General features: G+C 47.1%; 12 protein-coding genes. 6 read left to right on the forward strand and 6 right to left on the reverse strand.

Features of this window, described 5'->3' with window-relative positions; genetic code table 11:
* The first annotated feature begins 308 nt into the window (after window positions 1-308).
* On the forward strand, window positions 309-611 hold the full coding sequence (locus AB4161_RS10825) for a PTS fructose transporter subunit IIB (protein ID WP_136979973.1): 303 nt from the start codon (window positions 309-311) through the stop codon (window positions 609-611).
* A 7-nt stretch (window positions 612-618) separates the two neighbouring features.
* Window positions 619-1,392: a PTS sugar transporter subunit IIA gene (locus AB4161_RS10830; RefSeq protein ID WP_017070486.1), complete on the forward strand. Its 774-nt coding sequence runs from the start codon at window positions 619-621 to the stop codon at window positions 1,390-1,392.
* 17 nt (window positions 1,393-1,409) lie between these two features.
* Here the strand turns inward: AB4161_RS10830 and AB4161_RS10835 are convergent, their stop codons facing one another.
* Window positions 1,410-2,249, reverse strand: coding sequence for a helix-turn-helix transcriptional regulator (locus tag AB4161_RS10835; RefSeq protein WP_372083326.1), 840 nt, complete (start codon window positions 2,247-2,249; stop codon window positions 1,410-1,412).
* A gap of 379 nt (window positions 2,250-2,628) precedes the next feature.
* Between AB4161_RS10835 and AB4161_RS10840 the strand changes: the two genes are divergently transcribed.
* The 4 genes from AB4161_RS10840 (at window position 2,629) to AB4161_RS10855 (ending at window position 7,974) form a co-directional block, all read left to right on the forward strand.
* Window positions 2,629-4,533 (forward strand): fructose-specific PTS transporter subunit EIIC, encoded by a 1,905-nt coding sequence (locus AB4161_RS10840; protein ID WP_372083327.1) that lies wholly within the window; start codon window positions 2,629-2,631, stop codon window positions 4,531-4,533.
* Window positions 4,534-4,627: 94 nt separating this feature from the next.
* Window positions 4,628-5,845: a mannose-6-phosphate isomerase, class I gene (gene manA, locus AB4161_RS10845; protein ID WP_372083328.1), complete on the forward strand. Its 1,218-nt coding sequence runs from the start codon at window positions 4,628-4,630 to the stop codon at window positions 5,843-5,845.
* Between the two features lie 259 nt (window positions 5,846-6,104).
* On the forward strand, window positions 6,105-6,545 hold the full coding sequence (locus AB4161_RS10850; protein ID WP_019826380.1) for a PTS sugar transporter subunit IIA: 441 nt from the start codon (window positions 6,105-6,107) through the stop codon (window positions 6,543-6,545).
* A 13-nt stretch (window positions 6,546-6,558) separates the two neighbouring features.
* Window positions 6,559-7,974: a fructose-specific PTS transporter subunit EIIC gene (locus AB4161_RS10855; protein ID WP_123283751.1), complete on the forward strand. Its 1,416-nt coding sequence runs from the start codon at window positions 6,559-6,561 to the stop codon at window positions 7,972-7,974.
* A gap of 115 nt (window positions 7,975-8,089) precedes the next feature.
* Here the strand turns inward: AB4161_RS10855 and AB4161_RS10860 are convergent, their stop codons facing one another.
* The 5 genes from AB4161_RS10860 to AB4161_RS10880 form a co-directional block, all read right to left on the reverse strand.
* Complete coding sequence (locus tag AB4161_RS10860) at window positions 8,090-9,226, reverse strand: ABC transporter ATP-binding protein (protein WP_372083329.1); 1,137 nt, start codon at window positions 9,224-9,226, stop codon at window positions 8,090-8,092.
* 56 nt (window positions 9,227-9,282) lie between these two features.
* Window positions 9,283-10,017: an HAD family hydrolase gene (locus AB4161_RS10865; RefSeq protein ID WP_372083342.1), complete on the reverse strand. Its 735-nt coding sequence runs from the start codon at window positions 10,015-10,017 to the stop codon at window positions 9,283-9,285.
* Window positions 10,007-11,503 (reverse strand): CehA/McbA family metallohydrolase, encoded by a 1,497-nt coding sequence (locus tag AB4161_RS10870; protein WP_372083330.1) that lies wholly within the window; start codon window positions 11,501-11,503, stop codon window positions 10,007-10,009. Before AB4161_RS10870 ends, AB4161_RS10865 begins: the two co-directional genes overlap by 11 nt.
* Before the next feature lie 121 nt (window positions 11,504-11,624).
* Window positions 11,625-12,905, reverse strand: coding sequence for an extracellular solute-binding protein (locus AB4161_RS10875; protein WP_372083331.1), 1,281 nt, complete (start codon window positions 12,903-12,905; stop codon window positions 11,625-11,627).
* 6 nt (window positions 12,906-12,911) lie between these two features.
* Entirely contained in the window at window positions 12,912-13,859 is a 948-nt protein-coding gene (locus AB4161_RS10880) for a carbohydrate ABC transporter permease (RefSeq protein ID WP_372083332.1), read from the reverse strand.
* Window positions 13,860-13,867: the final 8 nt, after the last annotated feature.

Genomic DNA, 13,867 nt, shown 5'->3' on the forward strand with positions numbered 1-13,867 from the left:
GAAGTAATTAGTGTCTGTTAACCTAGGAATAAGGTTAATAAGATGAAAAGATTAACGGTGTGAAGGCACTCAATATATAGGACGAAAGGTGCATTAACTGGATTATTGTAACCAAGAACTCAGAGTGTGACTTTCACCTTGGAATAAAAAACGCCAATCCATAAAATCCACAGAACCCATAACAATATCGTCCCTCCGCCATGCGAGCTTTCTATACTGGATTTTCCATGCAAGATAGCTTTTCCAAGGTAGCTTCTGAAAGGTAGCTTTTGTAACGTAACAGGGACGAGATTAAGCCGAGAATAATAATGAGAATTGTAGCGGTAACTGCGTGCCCTACAGGCATTGCGCACACCTATATGGCAGCTGATGCTCTAAATAAAACAGCCCCTAAGTTCAACGTTTCAATCAAGGTTGAGACGCAAGGCGCTATGGGTATTGAAAACTTACTGACAGCCCAAGATATTACCCTCGCAGACAAGGTGTTGATCGTCTCTGATATCGACATCGGACAACTAAGCCGATTTGACCCAGCTAAAACCGTATTTGTTCCAATGGAAGAGGTGTTGTTGAGTGTCGATAAAGTTTTTATTAAGCATTGTCGAACTTAAGCTTTTGATGAACGAATACCAGATCACCTTCTTCGTTAACGATCCTGCCGCGAACTCACATGTCGCACAGCCGCTGACTCGCTTAGCGAAGAAGTTCAAAAGCAACATCCGCATTATCAACATCACTCAAAATCGAACCGCTGATCTCTCCAAATCCGTTGCGATGCTGCAAGTAGGTTTACTTCGTGGTGATTTGTGTCAGATAACCGCGGTTGGGATTGATGCGGAGCTGGCCTGTTTCGTTCTCAAAGATGTAATTGCTGAGCATTACGACATGGTTGGCTCACAAGTGAACCATGAATTCTCTAAAGATTTAATCCAGCGAATGCCACAAATATGCCCGCCTTGTGACATCAAATGGCACCACGCTAAGGCGCAAACCCAACTGACCAAATTTGAGTGCTTAAAAGGGCTCGCTCACCTTGTTTATCCAGAAGATCCAGATGAACTGATTCTGGCATTTATTAAGCGGGAGGAACGCTCTTCAACCTGCGTGTCACCGGGTATTGCACTGCCGCATGTGATGTTTGAATCGACTCAAGATCTCTCGATTGCGGTTATCGTCAGTGACGACCCAATTGACTGGGCATCACGTATCGGCGAAGTGCATGTGGCCATTGCTCTTGTTCTGCCAACCAAGCCACAGCGTGAGCACATTGTCGCGGCGACCAACCTAACTCGAAACCTGCTTCACGATCAGGTCAATGAGCGTCTGCAAAAGACTCGAAGCAGTGTCGACCTACAAGCTCTTCTGATGTATATCTCTTCACGTCTGATTTGATTACCAGCTCGTTAGTTCTAGATGGATCCTCGATATTCAGTCGGGGTTCTTCCGGTGCGGTTTTTGAATACTCGGCAGAAGTAATTCACATCCTTAAAGCCACAACGTACCGACACTTCATTGAGCTTGAAATTGTATTTCTTGAGCATGAACTTGGCGCGGTCGATTCGCACACGTGTAATGTATTCAGCCAGCGTCATGTGGCCTTGTTGACGAAACATTCGCGACAAATGGTTGGATGAAATACTAAAGCGCAAAGCGATGCTGTCTCGCGTGATCTGGCGGTGGAAATTCTCTTGGATATAGATACAGATCCCTTGATACACATCCTGTACGCGGCTGTGAGACTTCTCGACAGGCGCATCCAGCATCGTCTTGCTGTATTGAAGCAACGCTTGCAGCAATAATTCATCCATCGGCTGCTTGTTGCTCTCGCGCGCTAACGAGCTGAGCGCCTCCAAAATATTATCAATCGCAAAGCCAGAGCGAGTCTGAATACTATGCTTTTGGATATCGTAGAAGCTCTCTTCCCCTTTGCGCTTGCTCACCAAGCTTAAACCAAGCTGACGACGCCCAAACAACATACTCAGTACCGAACAATCAGTATCCCAGTTCGGCTTGTTCCAACAGTTAGGCGGGATGAAAATCGCATCCCCTGCTTTCGCAACAACATTGGTGATCTTGCGATCATGACTCTCCATTTCATTAATATACTCACCGTCGAGCACCAGCTCTAAACGCGGAAAGTTCACCTGATAACTGAATACTGAAGGCGTGTGAAAATCTCCCGCAAACCAGATGTTATGAAACGGTTCTCGCTCGTTTAATACCGACGAGATTAGGTCATGAAATATCATTGTTTCGAACTCTTATAAGCAGCAATAAGGCTACGGGAATAGATATACTCCTTAGTGAAACATAGCGCTATTGAGCAAAATCACAATTTGAGATCTAGGTTACAAAAATCCAGTAGTGGAAATAAATCTCCAGTCTAAGGCCAGATTTAGAACACTGTTATCATGATAGAAAAATCAATCTAAGCCCTTACCAATAAAAGCGTTATAACCTCATAAAAGCTGTCAACACTCCCCCAAACAGGCACTCCTAACCGATCAAAATCACACTCCATTTATAAGGCAACAATCATCCAGTAAATGCATTTTTTCTTCACTACAGAAGGCAAGCCGTAGATTCCAGAATACCCCTAACAAAATAAAAACAGAGTAGGGGTTCATTATGATCACGACATTGATCAACCAAAATTTGATTAAGCTTTCGCTTAGCGCTAATTCAAAAGAAGACGTATTTAAAGAGCTGATCGAGGTGCTGTACGCACAAGGTCGAATTTCAGACAAAGCACAGTTCCTTACCGACATTAAAGCTCGTGAAGAACAAGGTAATACCGGATTTGAAGAAGGTATTGCTCTGCCACACGCGAAAAGCGCTGCGGTCATCAAACCCGCGGTTGTTATCGGTGTCCATCAACAGGGTATCGAGTACGGCGCCGATGACGGCCAGCCATCAAAACTGTTCTTCATGATTGCCTCTCCTGATGGCGGCGATAATCACCACATCGAAGTACTGGCAGAGCTTTCTTCAAAATTGATTGAAGAAGGTTTCATTGAAAACTTCATGAATGCTCAATCTGAACAAGCGGCATTAGAGCTACTGCTTACCAAACCTGAACCTGCTGAGACAGAAACCAATGTTGAGAAGCAAGGCTTCATCATTGGTGTGACAGGCTGCCCAGCTGGCGTCGCACACACATATTTAGCAGCCGAAGCACTAGAAAAAGGCGCGGCGGCTCTTGGCTACGACATCAAGGTCGAAACCAACGGTTCTATTGGCGTTAAGAACAGCCCAACTCGAGAAGAGATCGAACGCGCAGATGCGATTGTGGTGGCTTGTGACAAACAGGTCGACATGGCTCGCTTTGCCGGAAAATGCGTTATCAAAACCAACGTAAAAGCGCCAATCAAAGACGCGCAAGGCTTGATTAAGCAAGCACTCAACGCGCCAAGCTACCAAGCAGAACAAGCACCGACCAACCAATCTGTTGCAGAGAAAGCCTCGCAAGCACGTTCAGACCTTTACCGTTACTTGATGAATGGCGTATCTCACATGATCCCATTCGTGGTGACGGGCGGTCTTTTGATTGCCCTAGCACTAGCCATTGGCGGTGAGCCGAGTGAATCTGGCATGGCAATTCCTGCTGGCAGCATGTGGAACCAAATCCTAGAGGTGGGTGTGGTGGCCTTCACCCTGATGATCCCAATCTTGGCTGGCTACATTGCTTACGCGATTGCTGACCGCCCAGCCCTAACCCCTGGCTTAATTGGCGGTTGGATTGCCAACAACGGCTCTTTCTATGGCGCTGACGCAGGCACTGGCTTCATTGGCGCAATCATCGCGGGTTTATTAGTGGGTTACTTCGTTAAATGGATTACTTCGTTTAACTACCACAAATTAGTTCAACCACTTGTGCCTATCATGATCGCTCCGATCACTGGCTCTCTATTCATCGCGGGTCTGTTCATCTTTGTTATCGGTGCACCTATCGCTAGGCTGATGGATGCGCTTACTGCACTACTAACGAGCATGAGCACAGGCAACGTGGTTCTGCTTGGCATCGTCCTTGGTGGCATGGCCGGTTTCGATATGGGCGGCCCATTCAACAAAGTAGCGTTCCTATTCTCGGTCGGCATGATTGCTAGCGGTCAAACTCAATTCATGGGTGCAATGGCGTGTGCAATCCCTGTCGCTCCCCTTGGTATGGCTATCGCAACCAGACTTGGCCGTAAGTTCGACCTATTCGAATCTTCTGAGATTGAAGCAGGTAAAGCAGCAGGCGCGATGGGCTTGGTGGGTATCTCTGAAGGTGCGATTCCATTCGCGGCTCAAGATCCAATGTCAGTTATCCCAGCCAACGTGCTTGGCTCAATGACTGCTGCGGTAATGGCGTTCTCGTTTGGTATCACCAACAGTGTTGCTCACGGTGGTCCAGTGGTCGCTCTACTTGGCGCAATGAACTACCCACTGCTAGCACTGTTGTGCATGGCGTCTGGTGCAGGCGTAACTGCGGTTACTTGTATCGCACTTAAAAATCTACGCAAAGCCAAGCTAGCAACAGCAGCGGCTTAAGCCATTTCAACTCCAATGGCTTGAGCCCACTCTAGTCTCGCATTTCATTAAGCCGAGTAGAGCTCAAGCCATGTTTCCCTTCATGGTGATTTCGATGTCTGATTTTTCTTTAGCGAACGATTCGTTCGTCCAACGTTTTTTCTACCCTATGACTAACGTGATTCAGAACTACGCATGGGGTAGCCCTTCTTCGTTCAGCCAACTGTTTGGTACTGATAACCAGTCTGGTGAGCCGCAAGCGGAGATCTGGATGGGTGCTCACCCTAATGGTTGTTCGATGGTCACTGACAATGGTCAGCAAACCACGTTGTCGAACCTTATTTCCAAGAACCTAAACCTGTTTCTAAGTGAGAAAGTCGCAAGTCGTTTTGGTGAACTTCCGTATCTGTTTAAGGTATTAGCGGCCGAGAAAGCGCTCTCTGTTCAAGTTCACCCGAACAAGCAGCAAGCCGAATCTGGCTATGCTCTTGAAGAGCAGCAAGGCATTCCGATGACGGCTGGCAACCGCAACTACAAGGATCCCAACCACAAGCCGGAGCTGGTGTATGCATTAACCGACTACACCGCGATGAATGGCTTTAGGTCGATCAACGAGATCCTTGAACACTTCCATTATCTCGACATTGCAGAGCTTCATTCGATGGTTAACGATCTCGCGGGCGACCAAACGCCCAATGGATTAGCCAGCTTCTTCGCGAGCTTATTGTCTTTGCAAGGTGAACAAAAAGGCATGGCGCTGACCATGTTGCTGATGAAGGCCAAGCTTTCTGATGCACCCGTGTTCCAGTTGATTTCAGAATTAGAACAGCAGTATCCAGGGGATGTCGGCCTGTTTGCTCCGCTGCTATTGAACGTGCTCACCTTAAAGCCCGGACAAGCCATGTATCTGGATGCCGAGACACCTCACGCTTACATTAAAGGTACGGGCTTAGAAGTGATGGCGAATTCAGACAATGTACTCCGCGCAGGGTTGACACCTAAGTACATGGATATCAATGAATTAGTCTCTTGTACTCAATTCAATGAAAAGCCTGCGGATAGATTACTGCTCAGCCCGATTGAGCAAGGTGATGTGATGGAATATCAAATTCCAGTCGAAGATTTTAAGTTCTCTATCGTGCAAAACTCACATCAGAGGAAGATCACTACCGAAGGTGCCGAGATCCTACTACCACTCGACGAGTCCATGGCACTTACTCACCAGTGCGGCGAAACCTGCGTGATAGAGAAAGGCCAATCGGTATTCATTCCTGCTTATGCTGAGAGCTACAAACTGGACTGCGTTGGCCGAGTAGCGCGTGCTTACAGCTAGCTCCCTTAGAACTCAGTACAAAGTCTTACTGCCCTGCTCATGCGGGGCATTTTTGTTTCTGATGAGGCCGCTCGGCGTGTCAAAAACATAATCAAAAACACCATCAAATATGACCCATCTCACACTGGATGAATGATGCAAATCACACTTAATTTTGCTTGGTACAAATGTACAGTGAAGGGCTTTTATTTGCTATTTCGCGAATGCCGTTAATCCATTAATTTTAATTCAAGAACTTCAATAGTGAATGAGTTAATAAATGATCACACAGCTAACTAACGTCAACTTAATTAATAACAACCTTCAAGCGAATAATAAAAAAGAGCTGTTTAAAGAGTTGGCAGGCATGTTATTTGAGAACAACCGAATCAGTAATAAAGAAGCCTTCTTGGCAGATATCGAAATTCGTGAATCTCAAAGCATTACCTCGATGGACGGCATCGCTTACCCACACTCAAAAAGCAAGGCTGTCACTGAGCCGGCAATCGCAGTCGGTGTTAAACGTGAAGGTATTGAGTATGGCGACGAAGACGGCATTAACCCAACCGTATTTTTTATGATTGCCTCACCAGATAACGGTGCTGACCATCATATTTATGTACTACAAGAACTATTTGGAAAATTCAGCGATGAATTTATTCAAGATATCCATAACGCAAAAGACGAACAACAGATCCTTAATATTTTAATTAATTCATAAGGCGTAGAAAATTATGAGCACCCTAACAACTCAAGCTACGAATACCAATAATAAAAACAGTAGTAGCGACTTTAAAAAAATCCTTAGTACCATGAAAGGCCACCTGCTTTTCGGAACCTCACACATGCTGCCTTTCATCGTAGCTGGCGGTGTTCTATTGGCGTTAGCGGTCATGGCATCAGGCAAAGGGGCGGTTCCAGCCGACGGTTTGCTGGCAGACATCTCTAATATCGGTATCAAAGGCCTTGTTCTTTTCCCAATCATTCTTGGCGGCTTTATTGGTTACTCAATTGCAGATAAACCAGCGCTAGCGCCAGCGATGATCTCTTCTGGCATCATGGCTGATATGGGCGGCGGCTTCCTTGGCTGTATCGTGGCAGGCTTCATCGCTGGTGGCGTGGTGTTCCAACTTAAGAAGATCCCGCTTTCTGCAAACATGACGGCGCTGGGTGCTTACTTTATCTACCCGCTGCTAGGCACGTTAATCTCTGCAGGTATCGTACTGTGGGGCATCGGTGAGCCAATCAAACTGTTCATGTCTTCAATGAACGAGTTCCTAGCTTCAATGGCTGGCGCATCTAAGATGGTTCTGGGTACAATCCTTGGCGGTATGACGGCGTTTGATATGGGCGGCCCTATAAACAAAGTAGCGACCCTATTCGCTCAAACTCAAGTAGATACGCAACCTTGGCTAATGGGTGGCGTAGGCATCGCGATTTGTACACCACCTCTAGGTATGGCTCTAGCAACGTTCCTATTCAAAAATAAGTTCTCTAAGCAAGAGCAAGAAGCAGGTAAAGCTGCAGCAATCATGGGTTCTATCGGTATCTCTGAAGGCGCTATCCCGTTCGCAGCGAATGACCCAATGCGCGTACTTCCTTCAATCGTTGCCGGTGGTATCGTGGGTTGTGTGTTTGGCTTCATGACAGACGTTCTACTTCACGCACCTTGGGGCGGCTTAATCACTGCACCTGTATCAAGCAACATTCCAATGTACGTAGTAGGTATTGCACTTGGCTCGCTAACCACAGCGGTTATCGTTGGCTTCTGGAAACCAGTCGCAGTAGAAACAGAAGATGACATGGTTGAAGCAGCGCCAGTTCAAGCTCAAACAGCACCTGTAGCAGGCGAAGGCGAGTACGACATCGTAGCAGTAACATGTTGCCCTTCAGGTGTTGCACACACCTTCATGGCAGCGAAAGCACTGGAAAAAGCAGGCTTAGCAGCAGGCCTTAAGATCAAGGTAGAAACTCAAGGTCAAAACGGTATTCAGAACCGCATCACCGACCTAGATGTAGCGAACGCGAAGCTAGTTATCTTAGCTCACGATATCCAAGTGAAAGACGCTCACCGCTTTGCAAACGCGAATGTGATTGAGTGTTCAACCAAAGAAGCGATGAAGAAAGCCGCGACTATGGTGGCTATCTAAAACCTGAAACAAGTTAGAAGATAAAAATTACTACCCCCTAGTAACTAAAATCCCCATTCGTCTAGTCAATGAATGGGGATTTCTTTTTACAGAACAACTCGTAGGAGCAACAGAATCAGCTCTTAGGATCGAGCGTCTCTTCGGTTTCCAAATCAAACAAGTGACACTGTAACGCATTAAAGTGGAGCACTGTCTCTTGCCCACTTTCCGCCATTCGGTCAGCATCAAAAGGTACGCGCGCCACCAGCTTATCAGCACCCAATTTGAAGTAGAGATAGAGCTCATTACCCATCGACTCGACCACATCAAGCCTGTGCGTTTGAGTATTTACCTCAGATAACGGTGCATCGTGATTAGCCAGTTGAATGTGTTCTGGACGAACACCAAACCACACCCACTCACCCATCTTTTCACGAGCGATTGTTTGCTTGTCTTGTGGCAGCGTCCAACGAGTGCCACTTTCAGAGACCACGTTCATCACACCATCAATCTCATCCAATCTCACCTTGAGAAGATTCATCGCCGGCGAACCAATAAAGCCTGCGACAAACTTATTTGCTGGGTATTGGTAAAGATTCATTGGCGTATCCACTTGCATGATCTCGCCTTGATTCAACACGCAGATGCGGTCGCCAAGGGTCATGGCTTCCACCTGATCATGTGTCACGTAGATCATGGTAGCATTCTGCCCTTCTTGCTTCAGATTGTTGTGTAGCTGCGCAATGCTGACACGAGTCGAAACACGCAACTTGGCATCCAAGTTAGACAAAGGTTCATCAAACAAGAAAACATCAGGCTTACGCACCATCGCACGGCCAAGCGCCACACGCTGCCTTTGACCACCGGACATTTCACCCGGCTTATTATTTAGCAGGTGTTCGATATCGAGAGTCTTGGCTGCATCTTCAATTCGCTCATTGATTTCATGCTTTGGCAGCTTCTGTTGCTTCAGGCCAAAAGCCATGTTTTCGTACACCGACATGTGCGGATAAAGCGCGTAGTTCTGAAACACCATCGAGATACCACGATCTTTAGGTGGCAATTCGTTTACACGCTTATCGCCAATGTAGACATCGCCTTCTGAGATATCTTCAAGGCCTGCGATCATGCGAAGTGTCGTAGATTTTGCGCAGCCAGACGGCCCAACAAACACCATGAACTCACCTTCGCGAATATTCAGATCGACACCGTGCACAGCCTTAAAACCATTTGGGTAGGTTTTTTCTACCCCTCTCAGTGTGACTTCAGCCATAACCTGTCCTTAAATCAATTCGTTAAATACTATCTTTGCAATCTGTCGTGGACGTTTTAGCCACGTTCTTGCAGTTGGTTGAGCTCAAAATGGGCGACTGATGCGATAACCAGATCCGCCACTGGCTCTAACTCGCTGTGTTGTGCAGTCCCCGTCAGAACACCGACATTGCTTGCGCCTGCATTGCGGCCAAATTCCATATCTGAAACCGTGTCACCAAACATGATCACTTCATGTGGCTCAATACCGCATTGCTCACAGAAGGCATTGAGTAGTGCGGGCGCTGGTTTAGGTTCGATATCGCCATCAGAATAACCAACATAATCGAACATCTCGCTCAAACCCGATTGCTCCAGTGTGTAGATGGTCGAGTCTTTGGTGTCTGCGGTCGCGATACCTAAAATCATGCCTTGCTGCTTAAACAGGTCAAGCTTTTCAGCCACACCCGGCAGGGCTTCAATCCAGCTTGGGTTCTCTTCCACTTCATCATTGAAAGCGGCTTTGGTCACCTTAGTGAATTCAGTGAGCGAGACATTCGGTTGCAGCATGTTGAACCACGCTGTTGCGGTATCTTCCACTGGATTTGAGGCTAATAGTCCATAGTTATCAACCACATTACCTTCAACACCGATGGCCAAGAGTAACTCAACAGGTGTGACAGTTTGATTACCTTGGTGTTGGTCACTGTAAGATTTCACACGCTCACAAGCACCACGAGAAACGTTAAGCCACATCTTGTGGAACTCTAACAATGTGCCGTCTTTATCAAATAACATCGCCTTAAACTTCATCACGGCTCATTCGCTCCATTAGTTCTCCCCAAGTACGCACTAGGGGTTGGTTAAATTCTGGTTGTTTGCCGTCGAATACGGCGTTGATGCAGCCTTCAAACTCACGTTCGTCAGATACGGGTTGAGGGCTGTTGATTAATGCAGAAGAAAGTTCTCCACGACGGATATCCACTCGACACCAACGGTAGCCTTCATCAATATGGATACTTTGTAGCTCATCACTCAAAACGATTCGGTCAATAATCTCGCCATCGACCACGCACTCCGCGTAGTAAGAGTTTTCTGAGTCAGAGACGGCAATTCGGTATGTTAGTGGCTGGCCTTGAGAGTCATTACCCGGCAGTACGTCACCTAAATTGATATCAAACTTCAAGCCGCAACGACGCTCTAGGTAAACTTGCCCATTGCGCATTCCAGACAAGATGCCTTCACCACTCAAACCATGGCTGTAAACGAATGTTGATGGGTCACCGTAGATAGAAGGCTCATCGGCTTTAGGATTACGTTCATGCGGTTCAAGGTGTGAATCGCTGCCGCCAATCGCGGTAATGCGCTGGCCACAATTCCACATTTCATTAAGAACCAATAACGCCTCTTCGGTCGCTTTTGGTGAAGTTGACCAAGTAGGGTCACAACACACTTCAAACGTAGACACTTGGCTTAGATCCACTTGATCGTAATGCCAATGCCACGGCTTCATCATTGGGTGATTAATGCCAAGGGAGCTGTGTCCACTTTTTGCCAAATTCAATCCCGCTTCCATCGTCGCTTGGCTGCTATGTTCAACGTCTCTAAGGTCTAATGACTTAACCGGGCCATGCACATTGAAGTGCCCGAGATCGGTCGTCACTTCTAGCGCAGGCAAGAACAAACACTGGTTTGATACAGGCAGTTTAGGCTGGCAGATGTTGTGCTCAGTGAAGAAGAAGAAATCGAGCCCTTGTGATTCCACAATATCTTTCGCCGCGGCCAAGGTATTGTGACCATCAGAAAGCTGAGTGTGGGCGTGTAAATCACCACGATACCAACGAGAATCAGAGCTCAACATGTGGCTGTAGTCGAACTCGATATCGTGATTAGCGGTGACTGTTGGGTTCAGTTCTAGCTCACTCTCAATTCCGTCAGTATTTAGCTCATTAGAATGATTAACTAACTCATCAGAGCAAAGCACATCCACTTGATACTGCATCGCACGCTCGGTTCGAAACTCACCTTCCAGGTTGTAAAGCTCTAAGAACCACTCACCTGATGGAATCGCACCATCAATCGCACCTAAACCAGAGTTTTTCGGTTGGATAGAGAGTGACTTGTGCGCCTTTTCAAATAGCACTTTGCCACGAAATGCTTGGTTGGCATCGTAGGCCGCTGCGTACAAGAATCCTTTTTTCACCGTCGTACCAGTAATGGTTACGCAGTGAGAACCTGCTGGCACATCAAAGGGGATACGTACTCTGCCAAACGGCAGCTCACCTTGAAATTGGGTCATTGTCTTCACCAAATTCGTCCTAATTGAAGGACTGGGTCAAAAGAGGCCCACCCGAATAGATGGGCCTTTGTTAGTTAATCGCTCTTCGTTACTAATAGCCAAGAGCTAACCACTTTACAGATTAAGAACGATTCGCTCGGTCTAGTGCACGTTGTGCTTTCTTCGCCGCTTGTTTTAGCGCTTGGTCAGCAGGCACGTTTTGGATTTGAATCTGATCCGCTGCCACTTTCAGAGCGTCCATGATCTTACCGTTAGTAGGGTCTAGGAAGTCTTTGGTCGCCGTGTTCGCTTGCTTCAAAGGAATCAGAGCTTGCGGGTTATCTTTAGTGAACGCTTGGTATTCTGGTACTTCAGAAACGCTGTTACGCACTGGGATGTAACCCGTGAACATTGACCATGCCGCCGTGTTCTTAGCATTGGTGTAGAACTCAACGAACTCGAATGCGCCTTTTGCAGCTGCTTCGTCTGTGCCTTTTGGCATCACGTAAACCAGTGCACCCGCTTGTGGCGCAGAAGGGTTTGCCCCCCAACCTGGCTGTGTGGTTGCTGAAAGCTTAGTGAAGTCCAAATCACCTTGGTCACCCGATGAACCTGTATAACCCAACGCGTTGTCTTTCATTACGTCATCAATGGTTTTGTACCAGTATTCCCAGCCTTGGCCACCGTAGTGAATACGCATGATTTGATCGTCGTGGATCCACTTACGGAAACTGTCCCACACCTCAACCCATTCAGCCGAATCGATTAACACTGTTTTACCATCATCACTGATGATCTTCGCGCCGTTAGAGAAAGCCGCATCAATCATGTTGTCTTGGCCCCACATTGGCTCCCAGCCGTAGAAGATCACGTTGCCTTTGTCATCACGTTGGGTAACTTTCTCCGCGACTTTAGCCACGCCTTGCCATGTGTTTAAGTCTTGCTCAGTAAAGCCGTTATCTGCCAATACCTGCTTGTTGTAGTAAAACACTTGAGTTGTGCCGTAAGCAGGCAAGCCAATGATGGTGCCATCGTCTGCTGTCACTTGGTCTTTAAACGCGCCAATGAAATCAGAGAAGTTGAACTCTTCATCCATGAACGGCGTTAGGTCACGGCTCAAACCACGTCCGTGCATCGCTTCCGCACGACCTGAATCTAGCAGCACAAGCTCAGGTGCCGTTCTAGACGCTAGACCGGCTTGCAGCTTCTGGTAGGTTTCCGTGTAGTTGCCTTGCAAAGCTGGCTTCACCACATACTCATCTTGACTCGCGTTGAACTCTTCGATGAGCTTAGTCATCATTTGCTGTGGCTTAGTACCACCGGAATACCAGAAGTTAACTTCGGTTGCGGCAAGAACACTGCTAGAGAACATAGACGCGCTTGCTGCGCTAGCACACACTAGTGCGAGAGTTTTTAGTTTCATTTCCGTTTACTCTTTTACGCCGTTATCGGCGATACCTGAAAGAATCGTCTTTTGACAAATGACGAATAGAATTAGCAAAGGCAATACTGCAATGGTGCTCGCCGCCATGATTTGCGACCAGTTCAACCCATAGTTACCTTCGGCAATAAAGTAGTGACGAATACCAGTAGCGATCAGATTTAAATCCTGAGTCGTAATCACCAGACTTGGCCACATGTAGCTGTTGTAATTGGTAATAAAAGTGATGAGGAACAGTGTTGCGACTGCTGCTCGGCATTGCGGTAAGATGATTGCCCATAAGATTTTGAGCTCACCTGCACCATCAATTCGTGCCGCTTCAATCAGCGACGGATGCACCTTGATAAATACTTGGCGCAGATAGAACACACCGAAAACCGACGCCGCGTTCGACGCTACCAAGCCCATGTGTGAATCCAACAAACCCAGTTTTGCCAAGGTGATGTAAGACGGAATGTAAGTCACTGCACCTGGCAGCATGTAACAACCCATCACGATGAAATAGAGCACTGTCTTTGAACGAAACTTCAGCTGCGTTAATGCGTATGCAAACATCGCTGAATTCACAATCACCAACAAGGTGGTGAACAAAGCCACGCTAAAGCTGTTGAAGATGTACAAGCCAAACGGCGCGCTGTGGAAGGTTTCGACAAAGGTTTCCCAGCGAAACTGCTCTGGAATCAAGTCCAGCGGGTTAGCAAAGATCTCATCGTTACTTTTCAGCGAACCAGACAGCATCCATAAGAACGGGAACACCGTTATGGTTCCGCAGGTTGCTAAGAACAGATGCTTAGCTAGTGCGAGGAACGAACGGCGATCCACTGAGGTTTTCTTTGACACAACCTCTGATTTAGTCGCTTTAGTTTGGGGACTAACTTTGGCTTTCGCTGCGCTCTGATTTAATACTTGATTGGCATCCAATACTTGCGTGGTCATAATTCTGT

The sequence above is a fragment of the Vibrio sp. 10N.286.51.E5 genome (assembly GCF_041469125.1).
Lineage (GTDB): Bacteria > Pseudomonadota > Gammaproteobacteria > Enterobacterales > Vibrionaceae > Vibrio > Vibrio crassostreae_C.

Excerpts from the sequence above, each read along its gene's own strand:
- AB4161_RS10825 (WP_136979973.1), top strand. The coding sequence starts at position 309 with ATGAGAATTGTAGCGGTAACTGCGTGCCCTACAGGCATTGCGCACACC.
- AB4161_RS10830 (WP_017070486.1), top strand. The coding sequence starts at position 619 with ATGAACGAATACCAGATCACCTTCTTCGTTAACGATCCTGCCGCGAAC.
- AB4161_RS10835 (WP_372083326.1), bottom strand. The coding sequence starts at position 2,249 with ATGATATTTCATGACCTAATCTCGTCGGTATTAAACGAGCGAGAACCG.
- AB4161_RS10840 (WP_372083327.1), top strand. The coding sequence starts at position 2,629 with ATGATCACGACATTGATCAACCAAAATTTGATTAAGCTTTCGCTTAGC.
- manA (WP_372083328.1), top strand. The coding sequence starts at position 4,628 with ATGTCTGATTTTTCTTTAGCGAACGATTCGTTCGTCCAACGTTTTTTC.
- AB4161_RS10850 (WP_019826380.1), top strand. The coding sequence starts at position 6,105 with ATGATCACACAGCTAACTAACGTCAACTTAATTAATAACAACCTTCAA.
- AB4161_RS10855 (WP_123283751.1), top strand. The coding sequence starts at position 6,559 with ATGAGCACCCTAACAACTCAAGCTACGAATACCAATAATAAAAACAGT.
- AB4161_RS10860 (WP_372083329.1), bottom strand. The coding sequence starts at position 9,226 with ATGGCTGAAGTCACACTGAGAGGGGTAGAAAAAACCTACCCAAATGGT.
- AB4161_RS10865 (WP_372083342.1), bottom strand. The coding sequence starts at position 10,017 with ATGAAGTTTAAGGCGATGTTATTTGATAAAGACGGCACATTGTTAGAG.
- AB4161_RS10870 (WP_372083330.1), bottom strand. The coding sequence starts at position 11,503 with ATGACCCAATTTCAAGGTGAGCTGCCGTTTGGCAGAGTACGTATCCCC.
- AB4161_RS10875 (WP_372083331.1), bottom strand. The coding sequence starts at position 12,905 with ATGAAACTAAAAACTCTCGCACTAGTGTGTGCTAGCGCAGCAAGCGCG.
- AB4161_RS10880 (WP_372083332.1), bottom strand. The coding sequence starts at position 13,859 with ATGACCACGCAAGTATTGGATGCCAATCAAGTATTAAATCAGAGCGCA.